The organism is Bradyrhizobium roseum (genome assembly GCF_030413175.1).
Lineage (GTDB): Bacteria > Pseudomonadota > Alphaproteobacteria > Rhizobiales > Xanthobacteraceae > Bradyrhizobium > Bradyrhizobium roseum.
The window spans coordinates 6,715,784-6,736,852 of record NZ_CP129212.1; the positions used below are offsets into that span (position 1 = coordinate 6,715,784).

At 64.0% G+C, this 21,069-nt stretch carries 22 protein-coding genes; 8 read left to right on the forward strand and 14 right to left on the reverse strand.

Going from position 1 to position 21,069, the window contains the following annotated elements; translation table 11 throughout:
- Nucleotides 1-35: 35 nt before the first annotated feature.
- Nucleotides 36-1,679: an ABC transporter substrate-binding protein gene (locus QUH67_RS31805; protein WP_300943648.1), complete on the forward strand. Its 1,644-nt coding sequence runs from the start codon at nt 36-38 to the stop codon at nt 1,677-1,679.
- An 11-nt stretch (nt 1,680-1,690) separates the two neighbouring features.
- On the opposite strand, the gene QUH67_RS31810 is transcribed toward QUH67_RS31805, so the two are convergent.
- The 7 genes from QUH67_RS31810 to QUH67_RS31840 form a co-directional block, all read right to left on the reverse strand.
- On the reverse strand, nt 1,691-2,464 hold the full coding sequence (locus QUH67_RS31810; protein WP_300943650.1) for a thioesterase family protein: 774 nt from the start codon (nt 2,462-2,464) through the stop codon (nt 1,691-1,693).
- 115 nt (nt 2,465-2,579) lie between these two features.
- Nucleotides 2,580-3,317, reverse strand: a complete 738-nt coding sequence (locus tag QUH67_RS31815; RefSeq protein WP_300943652.1) for an SDR family NAD(P)-dependent oxidoreductase — start codon at nt 3,315-3,317, stop codon at nt 2,580-2,582.
- Between the two features lie 31 nt (nt 3,318-3,348).
- Nucleotides 3,349-4,317 (reverse strand): NAD(P)H-dependent flavin oxidoreductase, encoded by a 969-nt coding sequence (locus tag QUH67_RS31820; protein ID WP_300943654.1) that lies wholly within the window; start codon nt 4,315-4,317, stop codon nt 3,349-3,351.
- Between the two features lie 154 nt (nt 4,318-4,471).
- Nucleotides 4,472-5,017, reverse strand: coding sequence for a hypothetical protein (locus tag QUH67_RS31825; protein ID WP_300943656.1), 546 nt, complete (start codon nt 5,015-5,017; stop codon nt 4,472-4,474).
- 117 nt (nt 5,018-5,134) lie between these two features.
- Nucleotides 5,135-5,716: a YqaA family protein gene (locus QUH67_RS31830; RefSeq protein ID WP_300948245.1), complete on the reverse strand. Its 582-nt coding sequence runs from the start codon at nt 5,714-5,716 to the stop codon at nt 5,135-5,137.
- Between the two features lie 63 nt (nt 5,717-5,779).
- Nucleotides 5,780-6,250, reverse strand: a complete 471-nt coding sequence (gene hisE, locus QUH67_RS31835) for a phosphoribosyl-ATP diphosphatase (RefSeq protein WP_300943658.1) — start codon at nt 6,248-6,250, stop codon at nt 5,780-5,782.
- A gap of 122 nt (nt 6,251-6,372) precedes the next feature.
- On the reverse strand, nt 6,373-6,765 hold the full coding sequence (locus QUH67_RS31840) for a hypothetical protein (protein WP_300943660.1): 393 nt from the start codon (nt 6,763-6,765) through the stop codon (nt 6,373-6,375).
- 342 nt (nt 6,766-7,107) lie between these two features.
- Here QUH67_RS31840 and QUH67_RS31845 point away from each other — a divergent pair, with 342 nt between their 5' ends.
- The 6 genes from QUH67_RS31845 to QUH67_RS31870 all read left to right on the forward strand — a co-directional run bounded on the left by QUH67_RS31845 (nt 7,108) and on the right by QUH67_RS31870 (nt 14,695).
- Complete coding sequence (locus tag QUH67_RS31845; RefSeq protein WP_300948246.1) at nt 7,108-8,094, forward strand: ABC transporter substrate-binding protein; 987 nt, start codon at nt 7,108-7,110, stop codon at nt 8,092-8,094.
- A 138-nt stretch (nt 8,095-8,232) separates the two neighbouring features.
- Entirely contained in the window at nt 8,233-10,011 is a 1,779-nt protein-coding gene (locus QUH67_RS31850) for a glucan ABC transporter ATP-binding protein/ permease (RefSeq protein ID WP_300943662.1), read from the forward strand.
- Nucleotides 10,012-10,221: 210 nt separating this feature from the next.
- Nucleotides 10,222-11,616: a serine hydrolase gene (locus QUH67_RS31855; RefSeq protein ID WP_300943664.1), complete on the forward strand. Its 1,395-nt coding sequence runs from the start codon at nt 10,222-10,224 to the stop codon at nt 11,614-11,616.
- A gap of 227 nt (nt 11,617-11,843) precedes the next feature.
- Complete coding sequence (locus QUH67_RS31860; protein ID WP_300943666.1) at nt 11,844-13,526, forward strand: long-chain fatty acid--CoA ligase; 1,683 nt, start codon at nt 11,844-11,846, stop codon at nt 13,524-13,526.
- A 22-nt stretch (nt 13,527-13,548) separates the two neighbouring features.
- A complete protein-coding gene (locus QUH67_RS31865) occupies nt 13,549-14,100 on the forward strand; it encodes a DUF924 family protein (RefSeq protein WP_300948247.1) in 552 nt (183 codons plus the stop codon).
- A gap of 109 nt (nt 14,101-14,209) precedes the next feature.
- Entirely contained in the window at nt 14,210-14,695 is a 486-nt protein-coding gene (locus tag QUH67_RS31870; RefSeq protein ID WP_300943668.1) for a peroxiredoxin, read from the forward strand.
- Between the two features lie 192 nt (nt 14,696-14,887).
- Here the strand turns inward: QUH67_RS31870 and rnhA are convergent, their stop codons facing one another.
- Genes rnhA through ispH form a run of 3 tightly spaced genes read right to left on the reverse strand, consistent with a single transcriptional unit; the run spans nt 14,888 to nt 17,288 of the window.
- Nucleotides 14,888-15,349, reverse strand: a complete 462-nt coding sequence (gene rnhA, locus QUH67_RS31875; protein WP_300943670.1) for a ribonuclease HI — start codon at nt 15,347-15,349, stop codon at nt 14,888-14,890.
- Nucleotides 15,337-16,317, reverse strand: a complete 981-nt coding sequence (locus QUH67_RS31880) for a homoserine kinase (RefSeq protein ID WP_300943672.1) — start codon at nt 16,315-16,317, stop codon at nt 15,337-15,339. The genes rnhA and QUH67_RS31880 overlap by 13 nt, the downstream gene beginning before the upstream one ends.
- An 8-nt stretch (nt 16,318-16,325) precedes the next feature.
- On the reverse strand, nt 16,326-17,288 hold the full coding sequence (ispH, locus tag QUH67_RS31885) for a 4-hydroxy-3-methylbut-2-enyl diphosphate reductase (RefSeq protein WP_300943674.1): 963 nt from the start codon (nt 17,286-17,288) through the stop codon (nt 16,326-16,328).
- A 219-nt stretch (nt 17,289-17,507) separates the two neighbouring features.
- Between ispH and QUH67_RS31890 the strand changes: the two genes are divergently transcribed.
- Complete coding sequence (locus QUH67_RS31890; protein WP_300943676.1) at nt 17,508-18,206, forward strand: DUF1013 domain-containing protein; 699 nt, start codon at nt 17,508-17,510, stop codon at nt 18,204-18,206.
- A gap of 230 nt (nt 18,207-18,436) precedes the next feature.
- Here QUH67_RS31890 and QUH67_RS31895 read toward each other — a convergent pair whose 3' ends face one another.
- The 4 genes from QUH67_RS31895 to QUH67_RS31910 all read right to left on the reverse strand — a co-directional run bounded on the left by QUH67_RS31895 (nt 18,437) and on the right by QUH67_RS31910 (nt 21,042).
- Nucleotides 18,437-18,643 (reverse strand): DUF6494 family protein, encoded by a 207-nt coding sequence (locus QUH67_RS31895; protein ID WP_300943678.1) that lies wholly within the window; start codon nt 18,641-18,643, stop codon nt 18,437-18,439.
- A gap of 13 nt (nt 18,644-18,656) precedes the next feature.
- The gene (locus tag QUH67_RS31900) at nt 18,657-18,926 is read right to left on the reverse strand and encodes a hypothetical protein (RefSeq protein ID WP_407080374.1); all 270 of its coding nucleotides are present in this window, start codon (nt 18,924-18,926) and stop codon (nt 18,657-18,659) included.
- A 161-nt stretch (nt 18,927-19,087) separates the two neighbouring features.
- Complete coding sequence (locus QUH67_RS31905; RefSeq protein ID WP_300943680.1) at nt 19,088-19,795, reverse strand: nitroreductase; 708 nt, start codon at nt 19,793-19,795, stop codon at nt 19,088-19,090.
- Between the two features lie 2 nt (nt 19,796-19,797).
- Nucleotides 19,798-21,042, reverse strand: coding sequence for an acyl-CoA dehydrogenase (locus QUH67_RS31910; RefSeq protein WP_300943682.1), 1,245 nt, complete (start codon nt 21,040-21,042; stop codon nt 19,798-19,800).
- Between the last annotated feature and the right edge of the window lie 27 nt (nt 21,043-21,069).

The following is a 21,069-nucleotide window of genomic DNA, read 5'->3' on the forward strand; positions in this document are numbered from 1 at the left end:
ACCGTCGCATCGTCAGGGCGATTTTAGCGCCCGCGATGCGGCGTGCCGGAATTTCAGTAAACTTCAAACTCGAGAGTTTTGTAGTGCGTATTTTGGTAAACCTGCGTTGGACTTCCCTTCTCGTTAGTTCCCTTTTCATCACGGCCGCACAAGCGGCTCCCGGCGACAAGATAGAGTTGGTTCGAGACCTCGCCGGCCGTGTCGGCCCGGTGATCGGGTCGGCGCTGGCCTGCCCGGACGTCACGCGTCCCCGTGTCCAGGCGGTGATCGAAAAGTTCGCGGCTGTGATCCGCGATGCCGCCAGCAACGAGGCCCAACGCGCCGACCTCGCGCAGCAGTTCGATCGCAGTGTCGCGGATGGACGGAACGCCGTTTCGACGGGAAGGATGGATTGCATCCAGGCGGAACGCCGGCTTGCCGACCTCGAACAGTCGCTGGCTCCGCCGGCGTCCCCTCCGGCCGCCGCCGTCGCCATCCCCTCGCTCGCCCCGCCCGCCTTCGCCGCGGCGCCGACGACGACGCTGCCCACAGCGACCGGCCTCGGAAATCCGGTGACGGCCGTCCGTGGCGTATCGGACAACGAAATCCGGTTCGGCATCACCGCAGCCTTCACCGGCCCGGTGCGGGAACGCGGCCGCCAGATGAAACTCGGCATCGAGACCGCCTTCAACCAGGTCAACGACGCCGGCGGCATCGCAGGACGCAAGCTGCGGATCATTGCGGCCGACGACGGCAACGAGCCGGCGCGCACGCTGCTGGCCGTGCGGCAGCTCTACGAGAAGGACCAGATCTTCGGCCTCATCGGCAGCATCGGCACGGCAACGGCGGCGGTCGCGGTGCCGTTCGCGCTCGAACGGCGGATGCTGTTCTTCGGGGCCTATACCGGCGGCAATGTCGTGCGCCGCGATCCGCCCGATCGCTATGTGTTCAACTATCGTCCGAGCTACGCCGAGGAAGCCGACGCGGCGGTGCGCTATCTGGTGAAACTACGCAAAATCCCGATCCGGCAGATCGCCGTGTTCGCCCAGACCGACGACCTCGGGGATGCCGGGTTCTCGGGCGTGGCCAAGGCCTATCGCGCGATGGGCCTCAACGACAGTGCCATCCTGCGCCTCAACTACCCGCGCAACACCATCGAGGTCGACGAGGCCGTCAATACGTTGCGCGTGCAAAAGGTGCCGGTCCGGGCGATCATCATGTCCGCTTCCTACCGGGCCGCCGCCAAATTCATCGAGAAGACGCGCGCCCTCTATCCCGAGATGATCTTCACCAGCATCTCGGGCGTCGGCGGCTCCTCGCTCGCCGACGAGCTGAAGCTGCTCGGACCGCGCTACACGACGGGCGTGCTCGTGACCCAGGTGGTGCCGGCGGTGTCGGGCTATTCGAGCGCGGTGCTCGAATACAAGAACGCGCTCGCGAAGCATTTTCCAGGCGAAGCCCCCGACTACGCCTCGCTGGAGGGCTTTATCGCAGCCAACATCCTGATCGACGCGCTGAAGCGCGTCGGGCCGCAGCTCGATACCGAAAAGCTGGTCGATACGTTGGAGGCGACCCGCAATCTCGATCTGGGCCTCGGCGTGGCGCTCAATTTCGGCCGCTCCGAACACACCGCCTCGAAAAAGATCTGGGGCACGGCGCTCGACGAGAGCGGCCGTTTCCAGGCGGTCGACCTGGAATAACCGCGGGCTGGTCAGCGCTTCTCGATGACCAGGGTCTGGATGGCGCGGCCGAAATAGCCGCTGAAATCGGCGAGCCTCGCCATGGCGAGGCCCGCGCCGTCGGGACCGATCCAGGTCTCGGCGTCAACCAGGATCCAGTCGCCGGCCGGCTCACGCGAGAAATTCACGGTCAGGTCGGCGTTGAGAAAGGTCCATTGGCGGAAATCCAGCACCGCCGAAGTGCCGTTGCAGAAATCCGCCGCCGCCATCGTCCGCATCGACTGCGAGACCGGCGCGCCCTCCACGATCGGCCGGTCGACGCGATACCAGATCGCGCCCGGTCCCACCCGGCCGAAGTGACCGCGGGCGGCGCGCAGCGACATTCCGGTCACGAACGGACTCGATGAGAAATCGACATCCTCGACACGCGACTGTTCCGGTCCCGGCAGCGTGACCTGCTCGATGTCAGCTTCCGACGGCAGCTCCTCGGCCTGCACCCTGATCTTCAATACCGTCGCGCTGACGACTACCACACCCTTCGCGAGCAGCCTGACGGCGCAGAGCTGGATCTTCCGTCCTTCACGCACCACGTCGCTCTCGATCGTCAGCGGCGCCACCGGCACCGGGCGCATCAGGTCGACCGTCACCCGGGCGACCCGCATCGGCACCGCCGTCGGGATCCGCTCCGCAGCCCAGACGACCAACGACGCCGGAGGCGAGCCGTGCTGCATGCCCGGGTCCCACGGCCCCGCCGCATAGGGACTGGTGACGACGTCGTTGCCGTCAACACGAAAGATCGCTTCCATTGGGTGAGAGTCCTGTCGGGTGGAGAAGAAAGGTTCTTGCCCGGTCTGTCCGACGAAGTCGAGATGATCGCACAGCAGCCCCCTGCGCGCTATTCGCGCCTGCTTGCGACCGGCATCAAATGAACGCCATGCCGCCGTTGAGGATGATGGTCTGGCCGGTCATGTACGCGTTGCCGAGCACCATCGCGACGGCCTGCGCCACTTCCTCCGGCTGGCCCATGCGGCCGAGCGGAATGTTGCGGGCCAGGTCCGTTCGGCCCTTCATCATGTCGGTCTCGATCAGCGACGGCGCCACGTTGTTGACGGTGATGCCCTCTTTGACCAGCCGTGCGGCATAGCCCCGGGTAAGGCCCTCCATGCCGGCCTTGGAGGCGTTGTAATGCGGACCGATGGCGCCGGCGCCGCGCGCGGCACCCGACGTGATGTTGACAATGCGGCCCCATTGGCGCGCCCGCATCGCCGGCAGTACCGCCTGTGTGCACAGGAACGCCGATTTCAGATTGACCATGATGGTGCGGCCGAAATCGTCTTCGGTGAGATCGTCGACGCCACGCACGATCGCGATGCCGGCATTGTTGACGAGGATGTCGATCGACCCGAGTTCGCGCGCTATCCGTTCCACCATACCGGCCACGGCCGCCGACTGCGAAACGTCGGCGGCGACGGCGAAGGCGCGACCGCCGCCGGACTTGATTTTGGCGACGACCGCCTCGGCATCCCCGGCGCGTTCGCGGTAATTGACCGCGACCGCGGCGCCTGATTCCGCCAGCCTCAGCGCGATTGCCGCACCGATGCCGCGCGAAGCGCCCGTCACCAGCGCGACACGCGCGCTCAGATCCTGTCCGGCCGCCATGGATCCTCCGTCGCGTTCACGACGGCCCGCCCTACAGTGCGGGGTCGACCGCCTCGTCATATTCCTTCTTGAACCGCGCGATCAGTTCGGCCGCCGGCAACACCTTGCCGATGCCGCCGATGCCCTGGCCGGAGCCCCAGATTTCCTTCCATGCCTTCGGCTTGCTGCGCTCGCCGGAGGCATCGGTGCCAAAGCTCATCTTGGAGGGATCGGAGGTCGGCAGGTCGTCGGGATTGAGGCCGGCCTTGACGATGGACGGCTTGAGGTAGTTGCCGTGCACGCCGGTGAACAGGTTCGAATAAACGATGTCTTCCGCCGACGAGGCGGTGATCATCTGCTTGTAGTCTTCGACCGCGTTGGCTTCCTCGGTCGCGATGAAGGCCGAGCCGATATAGGCGAAGTCGGCGCCGAGAATGCGCGCCGCGCGGATTGCGCGGCCGTTGGCGATCGCGCCCGACAGCGCGATCGGTCCGTCGAACCAGGCGCGCGTCTCCTCGACGAAAGCGAGCGGCGAGATCGTGCCGGCATGGCCGCCCGCGCCGGCCGCCACCAGGATCAGCCCGTCGGCGCCCTTCTCGATCGCCTTGTGCGCGAATTTCTGGTTGATCACGTCGTGAAAGACGATTCCGCCCCACCCGTGCGCCGCCTTGTTGAGATCCTCGCGCGCGCCGAGCGACGTGATCAGCATCGGCACCTTGTACTTCTCGCACATCGCCATGTCCTGCTCGAGCCGGTTATTCGACTTGTGCACGATCTGGTTCACTGCAAACGGCGCCGATGGCCGCTCCGGATGCGCCTTGTCATACGCCGCCAGTTCCTCGGTAATCCGCGCCAGCCATTCGTCGAGCAGTGCTGCGGGGCGCGCGTTCAGCGCCGGAAACGATCCGACCACGCCGGCCTTGCACTGGGCGATCACCAGATCGGGCACGGAAATGATGAACAGCGGCGACCCGATGACGGGTATCGACAGGCGGCCCTTGAACAGCGCGGGCATGGACATGCAGGACGATCCTTTGGTTATTCAGGCGAGCGAGGCGGCTCTAGAGATGCCAGACGTCATACCAACCATCAAGGCAGTCTTTCCAGTGTCAAATATTGCGTTTTGACGCTGGCGGAGTTGCGTTTGGCATGACCGCTCAAGAAGCGAGAATTCGCTACTGGCACAGCGCCCGCGTCACGAAATTTTCGGTCTTGCAATCGCCCGGCTGACGCTTGTAGCCCGGCATGTACACTTTCGGCGAGCATTTCTCGGCCGCATCGGTATCGAGGCTCTTGCCTTCCTTGAAGCCGTTGCCCTGGCATAGCCGGTCGGCGCCGGCCTTGCAGTCGGGCGCACCGTTGGATGCCACCAGACAGGCCGTGCGCCCTTTCACCATGGTCGAAGGTTTTGCGATGTTGGAGAGGCTCTGGCCGGCATCCTTGGTGCGCGCGTTGAGATCGTCGAGGGTCTCGCTCGGACTCTTCAGTGGCGGCAGCAGCGATTTTGACTTTTCGAACAGTTTTCCGATTTCGTTGATCAGGCCCGGATTCTCGTCACGCGTTGCCGGCGGTGGCTCAGCGGGTGTCGACGCGGGAGCCGGTGACTGCAAACCAAGCGTAGGCGGCGGCGCGGCCTGTGGCCTGGCGGTTTCGGGAGCCACCGCCAGCAGAGACGCCACGAGGCCGCCGATCGCAAGTTGCGTGCCGAATGATTTGAACATTGCACGAGCCTAGCCTGAAGCCGGGAGGCCGGCAAAGCGTCGGATCAGCGCGATCCGGATCAGCTTGTAAGCGATCTAGATCAGCTAGTAAGCGATCTAGATCAGCTAGTGAGCGGTCTAGATCAGCTTGAACGCGATGACGAAGCCGAGCACCAGCACGATGCCTCCGATGGCGACCCACAGGCCGAGCCGCTTTTCCAGTTCGCTGCGGATCAGGTCGCCATAGCGGTTGAGCAGAACGGCGACGACGAAAAATCGCCCGCCCCGCGCCACAATCGAGCACAGGATGAACAGCCAGATATTGTAGCCCGCAAAGCCCGAGGTGATGGTCACGAGCTTGTAGGGTATCGGCGTCAGCCCCTTCAGCAGGATGATCACCGCGCCCCATTCGGCGTAGGAGGCGCGGAAGGTTTCGACCTTGTCGCTGAGACCGTAGAGGGTAATCAGCCAGTGCCCGATCGAATCGTAGAGCAGCGCGCCGATGGCGTAACCGAGCACGCCGCCGGCGACGGACGCGATCGTGCACACGGTCGCGAACCACCACGCCTTCTTCGGCCGCGCCAGCGACATCGGCAGCAGCATGATATCGGGGGGAATCGGGAAGAACGAGCTTTCCGCGAAGGCAATCGCCGCCAGTATCCAGAGCGCGTAGGGCTTGTCAGCGGCGTCGATGCACCAGTCGTAGGTCCGTTTCAGCATGGCCGCATCAACCATCATGCGGCGGATTTGTCCATGCCGGAATAGAACGGAAGTCGGAAGGAATCAGTGCCGTTTGCGTATGGAGCGGTTTTCCAGCGCGACAATTCGCCGCCTGGCCGCAGGCGCCGCTGTCGACTTTGCCAATTCCTTCGGCAGCACCTTGTCGGCTGCCGCCTCGTCCGCAATTGCCTTACCGGAAAGCGCCTTCGGCATCTTGACCGCCGACTTCGGCAGCTTCTCGGCGATCCCCAGCAGATCTTCGCGCCGATCCATTTCGCGCCAGACATCCTCCGGCTTCACACCGGCGGACGCCCACAGCACGGTCAGATTATAGAGCAGGTCGGCACTCTCGCGGACCACTGCGTCAGCTTTGCCGTTGACGGCGTCGATCACGACTTCGATGGCTTCCTCGGCGAGCTTCTTGGCCATCCTGGAGGGACCGCGCTGAAAAAGCCTGGCCGTACGCGACGTGGCCGGATCGAGATCACGGGCCGCGAGCACTGCCTGATAAAGCCGTTCGAGCGAATCACTCATTGTTCCAATCTAGTCCAAAGCCGTGGCAAGCGTGTTAACGACCTGACCCGCAACCAGAAAAATCCACCGGCCGCCGCGGCCGGTGGATTCATCTTTAACAGTTGCGATTTTAGCGGTCGCGTTTACCAGCCGCGATAGTGGTGCCCGTGGCCGTAATAGGGACCGCCGCCGTAATAATAGGGCGCCGGGCTGCCGTAATAGGCCGGACGGCCGTAATACCCATCGTCATAATAGTGGCGGCGGTTCTGGGTGGCCGCGATCGCAATGCCCGTGCCGACGATGCCGGCGAAGGCCGCCGCAGCCGCGGCACCGCCGCCGCCGCGGCGGTAGTGCCGACGGCGCGCGCTGATATCGGTCGCATCGCTGGTCCCTGCGGTCGCAGCTACGCCCTTGGCGGGGGTCGCGGAGCCGGCAAAAGCCATGGTCGGCGCGACCGTCGTCAGCGCAACCGCAACAACCGTCGCCGCCGCGCTGGCGCGGCCAATCGATGAAAACATACCCTTTCGCGCAAACATCTCAAAAATCCTCCGTGGGAGCTGGCCTGAGGACAGGCCTCGATTAGCTAACCACTCAGCCCTACTTAGGTTCCCCAATCCGAACGGCAGCTGAACGATCCCAGGCAAAATCGTGGCAGTCATCGCTTGTTCAGGTTACATGCTGCAGAATGGCTCGTTCCAGGGGATTCCTTGGGCGATTCATGCCGTTGGCGATGCGGCACTTGTCCCACCTCGTGCTGATGTACCCCGATGCGTGCTGTCAGGACCAATGCCACCCACTCCCGCCCGAGCGCTCTCCCCAGGGTTCTCTCAAGGGTCTTTTTGGCCTCCCTTGCCGGGCTGTGTGCGATTGCGGGCCTGATGACGGGCGACGTGCTGGCGGCGGACGAGCCACGGCCGCCGCTCGCGATCCAGTTTTCGCTCGATCGTCCGATCGATGCCGCCGCCGCCCCGTTCGTGTTGGCCGCAGCCGGAGGCCTGTTCAGCGCCGAAGCGCTGGCGGTCACCATCAACATCGCCAGCGGCTCGCAGGACGCGATTGCGCGCGTTGCGGCGGGCACCAGCGATTTTGCGGTCGTGGACATCAACGCCTTGATACGGTTTCGCGACAAGGACAAGGGCGCCCCCCGGATCAAGGCCGTGTTCATGCTGTTCAACAAGGCGCCCTATTCCATCATCGCCCGCAAGAGCCGCGGCGTGCTGGCGCTGACCGACATCGAGGGCAAAACGCTCGGCGTCGCCGAAGGCGACCTGTCGGCCCGGCTGTGGCCGGCGGTTGCCAACTTGAATGGCATCAAGCTCAAGAGCGTGAAGCAGAGCAGCATCAGCGCGGCGGTGCGCGAGCCGATGCTGTCCGCGGGCCAGATCGATGCCGTGACCGGCTTCTCCTATCTGTCGGCGATCAATCTCAGGGATCGCGGCGTGCCCGCAGACGATCTGGCGGTACTGAAATTCGCCGACTTTGGCTGCGAGGCCTATGGCTTCGCCATGATCGTCAGCCCGGCGCTGGCGGCAGCCAAGCCGGAGGCGGTGAAGGCATTCGTGCGGGCCGTGATCGGCGGCGTCAATCTGACCATCAAGGATCCGACAAACGCGGCGGCCGAAGTCGCCAGCCGCATGGACGGCGGCTCAAAAGATCTCGAACTCGAGCGCCTGCGGAGCATTCTGCGCGACAACATCCTGACCAGCGAGGTGAAGCGCAACGGCATCGGCGCGATCGATCCGGCACGCTTCGAACGCGCGATCGACCAGGTCGGAGAGGACTTCAAGTTTCAGAAGCGGCCGCAGGCCTCCGATATTTTCGACGACCAGTTCTTGCCGCCGCTGAACGGGCGTTTGATCAACTGATGAGCCGCTAAGACGCGGGAGTCAGCGAGCGCGACCTCGAGCCGGAACAAAATTGATCCCGCTCTGGCCCTCCATCGCATCCCTGTCTAGAATGCGTCCACGCCGACAACGCCCCTGCCCGCTTTCGAGTCCTTCCGAATGTCCATGCTGCGCCTTTACACCCGCGTTCTCCAACTGCTCGGCAAGGAAGCGCGGCTGGGCTGGATTCTCGCCGTCGCCAATTTGCTGCTGGCCGGCGCGCAATTCGCCGAGCCCGTGCTGTTCGGCAAGATCGTCGACGTGCTCTCCGGCAAGCCGCAGGCCGGCCCGCTGGCCGCCAGTTCGGCGTGGCCGCTGCTGGCAGCCTGGGTGGCGTTCGGCCTGTTCACCATCGCCTGCAGCGCGATGGTCGCGCTCCATGCCGACCGGCTGGCGCACCGCCAGCGCCAGGCGGTGTTGACCGATTATTTCGAACACATCATGCAGCTGCCGCTGACCTTCCACACCGGCACCCATTCCGGGCGGCTGATGAAGGTGATGCTGAACGGCACCGACGCGCTGTGGCGGCTCTGGCTCGGATTCTTCCGCGAACATTTCGCCGCGATCCTCTCGCTGGTGGTGCTGCTGCCGCTGGCATTCTACATCAACTGGCGGCTGGCGGTGCTGCTGTTCGTGCTGTGCGTGGTATTCACCGTCCTGACCACGCTGGTGGTGCGCAAGACCTACGGCATGCAGAGCGAGGTCGAGGCGCATTACAGCGACCTCTCCGCACGCGCCTCCGACGCGCTCGGCAATGTCGCGCTGGTGCAGAGCTTTGTGCGAATCGACGCCGAGGTTCAGGGCCTGCGCTTCGTCGCCGACAAGCTGCTCGCCGTGCAGATGCCGGTATTGGGATGGTGGGCGCTGGTCACCGTCATCACCCGCGCCTCCACCACCATCACCGTGCTCGCGATCTTCAGCGTCGGCATCTATCTCCATGGCCGGGGAGAGACCACGGTCGGCGAAATCGTGATGTTCGTGAGTTTTGCGACCATGTTGATCCAGAAGCTCGAGCAGGTGGTGAGCTTCATCAACAACGTGTTCATGGAAGCGCCGCGCCTGCAGGAATTCTTCGACGTACTGGATGCGGTGCCGGCGGTGCGCGACCGGCCCAACGCCATGGACACCGGACGGCTGTCCGGCCTCGTCGAGTTCAACGACGTGTCGTTCTCCTATGACGGCAAGCGGCCCGCAGTCGAGGACGTCACTTTTACCGCGCTGCCCGGCCAGACCATCGCGCTGGTCGGCCCCACCGGCGCTGGCAAATCGACGGCGATCGCGCTGTTGCACCGCGCCTTCGACCCGCAATCCGGCATCATCAAGATCGACGGCATGGACATTCGCGGCCTGAAGCTGACGGCGCTGCGGCGGAACATCGGCGTGGTGTTCCAGGAAGCGCTGCTGTTCAACCGTTCGCTCGCCGACAATCTGCGCGTCGGCAAGCCTGATGCCACCGACGAGGAAATGCGCGTTGCGGCCAGCCGCGCGCAGGCGCTGGAGTTCATCGAGCGCAGCGACAAGCAATTCGAGACCCATGCCGGCGAACGCGGCCGCATGCTGTCCGGCGGCGAGCGACAGCGACTGTCGATCGCGCGCGCCCTGCTGAAGGACCCGCCGATCCTGATCCTCGACGAAGCGACCAGCGCGCTCGACGCGGTCACCGAGGCCAAGGTCAACGCCGCGCTCGACGAGGTGATGAAGGGCCGCACCACTTTCGTGATCGCGCACCGCCTTTCCACCATCCGCAACGCCACCCGTATCCTGATGTTCGACAATGGGCGCGTGATCGAAAGCGGAACGTTCGATGAACTCGTCGCCAAGGGCGGACGCTTTGCGGAACTCGCAAAGGCCCAGTTCATGGTGCATGAAGATGCGCGCGCCGCGATCGAGGCCAAATAAGCCGGCGTGAGCGCAATCACGGTATCGGCATTGCCGAATCTGCGATGATTTCGTCCACGATTTAATCGCCCAGCCCCTGTTCTGGCCCACCAAGGCGGTATAGGTTTGCGCTGCCGCAAAGCGACGGCGCCGGACACGCTTGAAACCCGAACGTCAGATCTACAAGGACCTCCTTTTTCAAGGCGGGTCTCAAAGGACCGGAACGGAACAGTGCATCTTCTTCGCCTGCTGCCTCGCCATACGTTGAACTGGATCTTCCTCATGACGGCGCTTGCCGTCGTGGCGCCGCGCGCCGCGCTTGCCGAGGCGCTGCTGGTCGTCGAAGCCGACACCGGCAAGGTGCTGCAGGCCGACAACGCCACCATGCCCTGGTACCCCGCCTCCGTGACCAAGATCATGACGGCGTACGTCACGCTGAAGGCCGTCAAGGAAGGCCGGATGACGCTCGACACGCTGCTGACGGTGTCGCCCGTCGCCGCCTCGCAATCGCCGTCCAAGATGGGCTTCCCTCCGGGCACCCAGGTCACCATCGACAACGCGCTCAAGATGATGATGGTGAAGTCGGCCAACGACATGGCCGTCGTGCTTGCCGAAGGGGTCGGCGGATCGGTCGACGGTTTCTCGGCGATGATGAACCAGACCGCGCAAAAGCTCGGCATGACGCAGACGAGCTATGTCAATCCCAACGGTCTGCCGGCGGACGGGCAGATCACCTCCGCGCGCGATCTCGCAATTCTCGCCCGCGCCGTGATTCGCGATCTGCCGGAATACGAATATTTGATGCACATTCCCTCGATCCGCTACGGACGCAGGGTGACGCAGAATTTCAACAAACTGATCGGACGCTATCCGGGCGCCGACGGCTTCAAGACCGGCTTCATCTGCGCCTCCGGCTACAATCTGGTCGCCTCGGCGACGCGCAACGGCAAGCGGCTGATCGCGGTCGTGCTTGGTTCAACCTCCGGCCACGCGCGCGCGGTGCGCGCGGCGCAGATACTGGATCGCGGTTTCGGCGGCAGCGGGCTCAGCTGGTTGAAGCCTGAGCTTGGTACCGTCGACAGTCTGGCCCCGATCGATGCGACGCCGCCGAACCTGCGCGACGAGATGTGCAACGGTAAGCGCAAGCGGCCGGCAACCGACGAGGACGCCGATGTCGTCGCCGCTAACGGCAACGCCTCGACCGGCGAAACCGCGGTGACGTTCTTCACCGCCGGTTTACAGCCGCCGGCGGGCAAGCCGTCAGACCTGATCGCCGCGGCGCCGCTGCCGTCCGAGCCCATTCCGGTCTATACCGGCCCGACCAAGACCGGCACGGCGCTGATCGCCGCCGTGGCGGCGGAGGCCGAGAAGCAGACGTCCAGGCGCGGCAAGAAATCGAAGATCGCGGCGAAGAAGCCTGATGCTGCGAAGTCCAAGGCTGAAGCCGGCGCCAAGCCGGCCGCGATCAGGCATGCAAGCGCCAGACCCGAGGCCGCCGCCAAGCCGGCCGCCTCGGCCGACAAGAAGCCGGCCGCCAAGCCCACCGCCGCGGACAAGCCTGCGCCGAAGCCGGCCAAGCCGAACGCTGCCGCCAAGCCGAAGGGCGAAAACAAGCCGGCTGGTTAACGGGCCAAGACGCCGCGCAATTAGGCAGTTTTCCTGCCGTTCGCCCGAACGATTCCAGTTCGCTGCAATGCGTCGTTAGCGCACAGCCGCTTGCCATCGGCATCAGCATTCACAATACTGCCCCAAAACAAGGCGTGCCCGGCCAGAAAACAGGGACACTCAAAACAAGAATAGAGCACGGATCTGCTCCACATCAGAGCCGGGTTCGGAACCAGAGGGGAACTACCATGGAGCGGATCTGGCTCAAGCAATATCCGGCCGGCGTGCCCGCCGATATCGACGTCACCCAATACTCGTCGCTGGTCGAGTTGCTGGAAGAAAGCTTTGCGAAGTTCGCCGACCGCAAGGCGTTCATCTGCATGGATAAATCGATCAGCTACCGCGATCTCGACCAGATGTCGGCCGCGCTCGGCGCCTATCTGCAGAGCAAGGGCCTGCCAAAAGGCGCCCGCGTCGCGCTGATGATGCCGAACGTGCTGCAATACCCGGTTTCGACCGCTGCCGTGCTGCGCGCCGGCTATGCGGTGGTGAACGTCAATCCGCTCTACACCCCGCGCGAGCTCGAGCACCAGCTCAAGGATTCCGGCGCGGAAGCGATCGTCGTCCTCGAGAATTTCGCCGCGACCGTTCAGCAGGTCATCGCAAAAACCGCGGTCAAGCACGTGATCGTTGGCAGCATGGGCGACCTGCTCGGCTTCAAGGGCGTGATCGTCAACCTCGTCGTCCGCAAGGTGAAGAAGATGGTGCCGGCCTGGTCTATCCCGGGCGCGGTTACGTTCAACGACGCGCTCGCCGCCGGCCGCAGCCTCAAGCTCAACAAGCCCAAACTGACGCTCGATGACGTCGCCTTCCTGCAATATACCGGCGGCACCACCGGCGTCTCCAAGGGCGCGACGCTGCTGCACAGGAACATTCTGGCCAACGTGCTGCAGAACGACGCCTGGCTGCAGCCGGCGCTGAAGAAGCCACCGCATGTCGAGCAACTCTTCATTGTCTGCGCGCTGCCGCTCTATCACATCTTCGCGCTGACAGCGTGCTTCCTGCTGGCGATGCGGGCCGGCGGCGTCAACCTGCTGATCCCGAACCCGCGCGACATGCAGGGCTTCATCAAGGAACTGATGAAATACCAGGTCAACAGCTTCCCGGCGGTCAACACGCTCTACAATGGCCTGTTGAATTCGCCCGGCTTCGACAAGGTCGACTTCTCCAAGCTGAAGACCTCGTTCGGCGGCGGCATGGCGACGCAGAAGTCCGTCGCGGAGAAATGGCTTGCGGTCACCGGCTGCGCGCTGTCGGAAGGCTATGGCCTGTCCGAGACCTCGCCGACGCTCACCTGCAACCCCGCCGACACCGACAAGTTCTCCGGCTCGATCGGCATTCCGGTGCCGTCGACCTATATCTCGATCCGCGACGACGACGGCAAGGAAGTGCCGCTCGGCCAGCCCGGCGAAATCTGCGCCAAGGGCCCGCAGGTGATGTCCGGCTACTGGAACCGGCCGGAGGAGACCGCGAACGTGATGACCGCGGACGGCTTCTTCCGCACCGGCGACATCGGCGTGATGGACGAACAGGGCTACACCAAGATCGTCGACCGCAAGAAGGACATGATCCTGGTCTCGGGCTTCAACGTCTATCCCAACGAGATCGAGGAAGTGATCGCGAGCCATGCGGGTGTGCTGGAATGCGCGGTGATCGGCGTGCAGGACGCCAAGTCGGGCGAAGCGGTGAAGGCCTTCATCGTGCGGAAGGACCCGAGCCTGACGGCCGACGACGTCATCAAATATTGCGGCACGCAACTCACCGCCTACAAGGTCCCCAAGCAGATCGAGTTCAGGACGGAACTGCCCAAGACCAATGTCGGCAAGATCCTGCGCCGCGAACTTCGCGACGAGAAGAAGGCCGCAGCCTGAAGCCGAAGGGGCGCTCTCGTTAATGATTGACGATTCGGTCACGCCGGCCGCCATCCTGGCGTTCTGGCGCGACGCCGGCGCCGATCGCTGGTACCGGCGTGACGACGCCTTCGACGCCGAGGTGTGCTTGCGCTTTCTCGGCCTCTGGCAGCGCGCGGCAGCCGGCGAATTGGCCTCGTGGGAAGCGAGCGATGACGGTGCTCTGGCGCTCGTCATCGTGCTCGACCAGTTTCCCCGCAACCTGTTCCGCGGCGATGCGCGGACGTATGCGAGCGATGCCCTCGCGCGCGAAGTGGCAGGCCGCGCCATTGAGCATGGCGTGGACGCGCGGATCGATCCAGTGTTGCGTGAATTCCTCTATCTGCCGTTCATGCATTCGGAGCATCTCGCCGACCAGCTGCGCTGCGTCGAGCTGTCGCGTGCGGCCGGCCATGCCGAAAACCTCAAATGGGCCGAGCACCACGCCGACATCATCCGCCGCTTCGGCCGTTTTCCTCATCGCAACCGCCTGCTGGGCCGCGCGACCACGCCGGACGAGCAGGCCTTCCTGGACGAAGGGGGCTTTTCGCCCTGATGACGCGGGCGTGAACAGGCGCATTCGTTGCCGTTTCAGCCCCCGCGAATATTGTGCCGGTCACCTGCCCGGTCTAAGAAACTAGCTGATCATTGAGGGAGAATTGACGATGACAATCCAAGTTGGCGATACGCTACCGGAAGCCAAGTTTCGCGTCATGACCGCGGAAGGCCCGCAGGTCAAAACCACCGACGACATTTTCAAGGGCAAGAAGGTGGCGCTGTTCGCGGTGCCCGGCGCCTATACCGGCACCTGCCACAAGATGCACCTGCCGAGCATCTTCCTCAACGCTTACGCCATCAAGGACAAGGGCGTGAACACCATCGCCATCGTCTCGGTCAACGACGCCTTCGTCATGAACGCCTGGAAGCGCGACACCGACCAGCGCGATGAGGCGGTTTTCCTCGCCGACGGCAATGCCGACTTCACCAAGGCGATCGGCATGGAGCTCGACGCCTCCGGCAACGGCCTCGGCATCCGCTCCAAGCGCTATTCGATGCTGGTGGAAGACGGCGTCGTCAAGAAGCTCAACCTCGAGCCGGCGCCGGGCAAGGTCGAGGTCTCCGGCGGCGATACGCTGCTGGGGCAGCTGTAAGCATATAAGCGCAGCCTCGCGCGATATTTTCTTCCTTCTCCCCTTGTGGGAGAAGGTGGCGCGAAGCGCCGGATGAGGGTTTCTCCGCGAATTCTAAAGTGAGAGAATTGCTCGCGGAGAGAACCCCTCACCCGTCTCGAATGAGCTGCGCTCATTCGATCCACCCTCTCCCACAAGGGGAGAGGGGAAGACCTACGTCTTCAATCTCGCCATCGCCACGCCCTCGCGTGCCAGTTGGTCGGCGCGTTCGTTTTCGGCGTGGCCGGCGTGGCCCTTGATCCAGTGCCAGCGCACCTGGTGCGGTTTCAGCGCGGCATCGAGCCGCTGCCATAGTTCGACGTTCTTGACCGGCTTCTTGTCGGATGTCCGCCAGCCGTTCTTCTTCCAGCCGTGAATCCAGGCGGTGATGCCCTGGCGCACATACTGGCTGTCGGTGGTGAGGTCGACCACGCACGGCTTCTTCAGCGCCTCCAGCGCCGAGATCGCAGCCATCAGCTCCATCCGGTTGTTGGTGGTATGCGCCTCGCCGCCCTTCAGCTCTTTCTCTTTTTCGCCGAACCGCAGGATGGCGCCCCAGCCGCCGGGGCCGGGATTGCCCGAGCAGGCGCCGTCGGTGAAGACCGTGACGTGAGGCAGTTCGCTCAAGCGACGCATCCCGGCTGGGTCAGACCGTAATCGCGCACGCTGGCGACGCTCTGGTGGAAGCGCAGCTTGCGGACGTATTCCAGCGGGTCCTTCGGCTTCACCAGCGCACCCGGCGGCACGTTGAGGAAATCGACCAGCCGCGTCAGCAGGAAACGAAGTGCGGAGCCGCGCGCCAGCAGTGGCAGCGCCTCCTGTTCGGCATCCGACAATGGCCGCGCGCGGCCGTAGGCGTTGAGCAGCGCGCGCGCCTTGGTGACGTTGAAGGAATGATCGGGCTCGAAACACCACGCGTTCAGGCAGATCGCGACGTCGTAGGCCAGCATGTCGTTGCAGGAAAACGGGAAATCGATCAGCCCTGATAATTTGTCGCCGAGGAAGAAAACGTTGTCGGGAAACAGGTCGGCATGGATGACGCCGGGCGGCAGATCCTTCGGCCAGTGCGCTTCGAGATAATCGAGTTCATTCGCGATGAAATCGTGCAGGCCGGGCGCGACGCCGTCGGCCCGGGGCGCGGCGAGATCGAACAACGGCCGCCAGCCCTCGACCGACAGCGTGTTCTTGCGGACAAGCGGAAAATCGCGCCCCGCCAGATGCATTTTCGCCAGCGCCTCGCCGACGCCGGCGCAATGCATGACGTTAGGCCGCCGTGGCCACACACCTTCGAGGAAGTTGATGATCGCCGCAGGCCGCCCGGCCAGTTCGCTGTAGACCTCGCCCTTGCGATTGCGCGCCGGCTGCGGGCAACGCACGCCGCGCTCGGCCAGATGCGCCATCAGCGACAGGAAATACGGCAGGTCGTCCACCGCCACGCGCTTTTCATAGAGCGTGAGGATGTATGAGCCCTTGCTCGTGTGCAGCAGAAAATTTGAGTTCTCGACGCCTTCGGCGATGCCCTTGTAGGAGAGCAACTCGCCGATGTCGTAGCCTTTGAGGAATTCCGCGAGGTCTTCGGCGGCGACGTCGGTGTAAACCGCCATGAAGAACCTCAGGCGGCGTCGGGTCGCAGCGAGCGCGGCAGCGGGAAGAACTCGTTCTCCTCGGCGGCCGACACCGTCTCCACATGCAGCTGATAGCGCTCGGCGAAGGCGCCCATGATTTCCTCGACGATCACTTCGGGCGCGGAGGCGCCCGCCGTGATGCCGAGGCTCTTGATGCCCTCGAAGCGCGACCAGTCGAGATCCGAGGCGCGCTGCGCCAGGATCGCGATCTTGCAGCCCTCCCGCTCGGCGACTTCGCGCAGGCGCTGCGAGTTCGACGAGTTCGGCGCGCCGACCACGATCAGGGCATCGACCACCGGCGCCACCTTCTTGACCGCGAGCTGGCGGTTGGTGGTGGCGTAGCAGATGTCTTCCTTGTGCGGGCCATTGATGTTCGGGAAACGCGCCTTCAAAAGCGCGACGATCTCGGCGGTGTCGTCGATCGACAGCGTCGTCTGGGTCACGAAGGCGAGGTTGTTGGGATCCTTCGGCGTGAAGGTCTTGGCGTCTTCCGCGGTCTCGATCAGCGTCACCGCACCGGCCGGCAATTGGCCGAGCGTGCCGACCACCTCCGGGTGGTGCGAATGCCCGATCAGCAGGATTTCACGGCCACGCTTGAAATGGATCGCGGCCTCGCGGTGCACTTTCGTGACCAGCGGGCAGGTCGCATCCAGCGAGAAGAAATTGCGCGCCCGGGCATCCGCGGGGACCGACTTGGGAACCCCATGGGCCGAGAACACCACGGGCGCGTTGGTATTGTCGGGGATTTCGGCCAGTTCCTCGACAAAAATCGCGCCCTTGGTCTTCAGGCTGTCGACCACGTAACGGTTATGCACGATCTCGTGACGGACATAGACCGGGGCCCCATAGATGGCGAGCGCCCGTTCGACGGTATCGATGGCCCGGACTACCCCGGCGCAGAAGCCGCGGGGAGAACAAAGCACGATTTTGAGGTCTGGTTTGGCTGGCATCAGGGCTATCTCGGGACCGAATCACCCCTTGCCGGCGGGCAGGGAACGGCCAGTTTGAATAAGGACTTGGGACTGCTTTCGGGCCCTGTCAAGGCACTTTAGCAGACCATTGCGCCAATACCCCGGGAAGGCGTATATAGCGCCCTAATTCCCGTCATCACCGATGACCATAGGCTTCGCCTCCAGAAAGAGGTGGGCGAGGCACAAAGGAGATTTGCCATGAGCAATGCACCGCTGATGCCAAAGGCGACGGCCGTGTGGCTGGTTGACAATACCGCGCTGACCTTCGACCAGGTGGCCGATTTTACCAAGATGCACCCCCTCGAGGTCCGCGCCATCGCCGACGGCGACGCCGCCCAGGGCATCAAGGGCATGGACCCGATTTCGACCGGGCAATTAAGCCGGGACGAGATCGAAAGGGGTGAAAAGGACCCGAATTACCGCCTCAAGCTCGGCGAGAGCAAGGTTGTACTGCCGCCGGCCGCCAAGAAGAAGGGCCCGCGCTACACCCCGGTGTCGCGCCGCCACGAGCGCCCGAGCGCGATCCTCTGGCTGGTACGCAACCACCCCGAATTGAAGGACGCGCAGATCATGCGCCTGGTCGGCACCACCAAGACCACGATCGCCAGCGTCCGCGACCGCACCCACTGGAACGCCTCGACGCTCACCCCGATGGACCCGGTGACGCTCGGCCTGTGCTCGCAGATCGAACTCGATTTCGAGGTGCAGCGCGCCGCCAAGGAAAAGCCGGTGCCTGCAGCCTATGGCGGCGCCACGCTGCTGCCGGCCTCCGAGACCACCAAGAAGGAACCGGAATTCGAGACGAGCGAGAGATCCGAAGACGACCTCAACGTCGACGCCGTGTTCGCCAAGCTGAAGACGATCGGCGGCAAGAAGCAGGACGACGAGGAAGAGTGAGGATTTCGGCTACGGCTGAGGTCGAACGCGGCGGGGCAACCTGCCGCGTTTTTGTTTAGGGATCGCTTTCTTCCTTCTCCCCTTGCGGGAGAAGGTGGCGTGTAGCGCCGGATGGGGTTTGTCCCCGCGAATTCTAACGTGAGAGAATTGCTCGCGGAGAGAACCCCTCACCCGTCTCAATCGCGCTCAGCGCGATTGATCCACCCTGTCCCACGAGGAGAGAGGGTCAGCTAGCCCAGTTCGATCTCGTCTGAAATTTCATGCGACAGCGCGACGCCGCCGATGGTCAGCACCATCTTGGCCGACAGCTTCTCATTGCCCTTGAGCTTGCCGGATGCGACGGCGTCGCGCACGGCCTTTTCGATTTCGCGCTGCGAGGTGATGCCGACCTTTTTCAGGAATCCGCGCAGGCTGGTGTTGAAGACGTCTTCGTTCATGAGGGCCTCCTGATCACGGCCGGACCGGATTGTTGAGCATCTGCTCGGCCATATTGCGCTGGGCGCGGTCGGCGCGGGCGTTGGCGTTGCCGCGCTGCACGTCGCGGTTCTTGCGGCAGTTGACATAGTCGTTCGAGCCTGCCGCCACATTGTTGGCGCGGCAGAACGCGTCGTCATCGGCGCTGGTATCGACCATGGTCGGCTGGCCGCGCTCAAGGCAGCCGGCGAGCAACGGGGCTGCCAGCAGCAGTGCGACGAAGTACTTTGCGGGTCCCAGTTTCATTGGAGGCCTTCCGTTTTCCGATCTCATCATTGCCGGGCGCCTCCCCGACCCGATCGGGGATGATCCTGCAATCCATCGAAAAGATGGCGGCCTGCTTTGAAGCCTCGGAATGCCCGGGTCAAGCCTCCTTCAGCCCCACCTGGAACCGGAACGTCTTGCCGTCAATCCACGAACGTCACTGTATCGGCGACACTGGCCCGCGAGGTGCGGTAACTGTTCACCTTGGCCGCATGGTCGGCAAAGCCGAACGAAATGCCGCAGACCACCTTGCGGTCGTCGGCCAGCTTGAAGTGCCGACGGATCAGCCCGGAGTGCCGCGCCAGCGCGGCCTGCGGAATCGTGCCGAGGCCCAGCGCCTGTGCCGCCAGCATGAAATTACCGACATAGGCGCCGCAATCGACCGCGCCGTAGATGCCGAGCGGCTCGTCGGTGTGGATGATGGCGACATGCGGCGCGCCGAAGAAATTGTAGTTCTCCAGCGCCTGCTTCGCATACGCCATCCTGTCGCCGCGCGCGATGCCGAGCGTGTTGTAGAGCTGAAAGCCGCTCTCGCGGCGGCGCTCGAGATAGACGCCGAGATATTCGCGCGGCGGCGTGAAATCGTGATCGTCCTTCGCGCCGGACGCGGCCTCGGCATAGATCGCCTTGCGAAACGCTTCCTTGGCCGCACCGCTCGCAATCAGCACCTGCCATGGCTGGCTGTTGCACCATGACGCCGTGCGTTGCGACACCGCAAGAACGCGCTCGATGGTCTCGCGCGGCACTTCCTGCGGCAGAAAGGCGCGCACGGAATAGCGTTCGTTCAGGAGCTCTTCGAGCACGCCGATGCGATCTTCCGACGCATAACGCGCCTTTGCCGCAACATCCATGGTCAGCGCCCCTTGGTCGGGATCTTGTTGAACGGCACGTCCTTGTCGACGCGGATATCGCCGGGCAGGCCGAGCACACGCTCGGCGATGATGTTGCGCAGGATCTCATCGGTGCCGCCGGCGATGCGCATCGAGGGCGACGACAGCAGCATCTGCTGGAACTGGCCGCTCGCCGTTTCCTCATCGGCGCCGGTGAGTGCGCCCGCTGCGCCCTCCAGATCCATCGCATAGGTGGCGATATCCTGCAGCATCGAGCCCGAGACCAGCTTGCCGATGGAGTTTTCCGGGCCGGGCCGCTCGCCCTTCGACAACGAGGAGATGGCGCGGTAGCTGGTGTATTTCAGCCCGCTCGCCTTCACCGCCCAGCTCGCAAGCTTCGAACGCGTCGCGGGATCATCGATCGCGAGGCCATCGTCGGTCATCAGGTTCGAGCAGAACTCGAACATTTCCGGGAAACCCGTCGCCAGCCGCGAACCGATCGACATGCGCTCGTTCATCAGCGTGGTCAGCGACACGTTCCAGCCATCGCCGACGGCGCCGAGGCGCTGGCTGTCCGGGATCACGACGTCGGTGAAATAGACCTCGTTGAACTCCTGCATGCCGTTGGCCTGCTTGATCGGCCGCACCTCGACGCCCTTGCTCTTCATGTCGAGGAAGAACATCGTCAGGCCCTTGTGTTTCGGCACGTTGGGATCGGTGCGGGTGATCAGAAGGCCGTAATCGGAGTAATGCGCGCCCGAGGTCCAGATCTTCTGGCCGTTGACGATCCAGTTGTCGCCCTGTTTTTCCGCGCGCGTGCGCAGACCCGCCACGTCGGAGCCGCCGGCCGGCTCGGAGAACAGCTGGCACCAGATATGTTCGCCGGAGGCCAGCTTCGGCAGATAGTGCCGCTTGTGCTCCTCGTTGCCGAACGCCATCACCGTTGGGCCGCACATGCCCTCGCCGATCTGGAACGGCTGCGTCAGCTTGCCGTAGACGCCCTCTTCCTGCTGCCAGATCACCTTCTCGATCGGAGTCGCGCCACGGCCGCCATATTCCTTCGGCCAGTGCAGGCAGGCCCAGCCGCCTTCGGCCTTCTTCTTCTGCCAGGCCTTGCCGACATCGACGATCTCTTCCTTCTCCAGCCGGATGCGGCCGAGCGAGGACTTTGACAGCTCCGCCTCATATTTCTTCGGCGCGTTGGCCTCGATCCATTTGCGGGCGGTTGCGCGGAATTCGGCTTCCTGCGGGGTATCGTCGAAGTTCATGGCGGACCTCTTTTTCTACGAACTTGT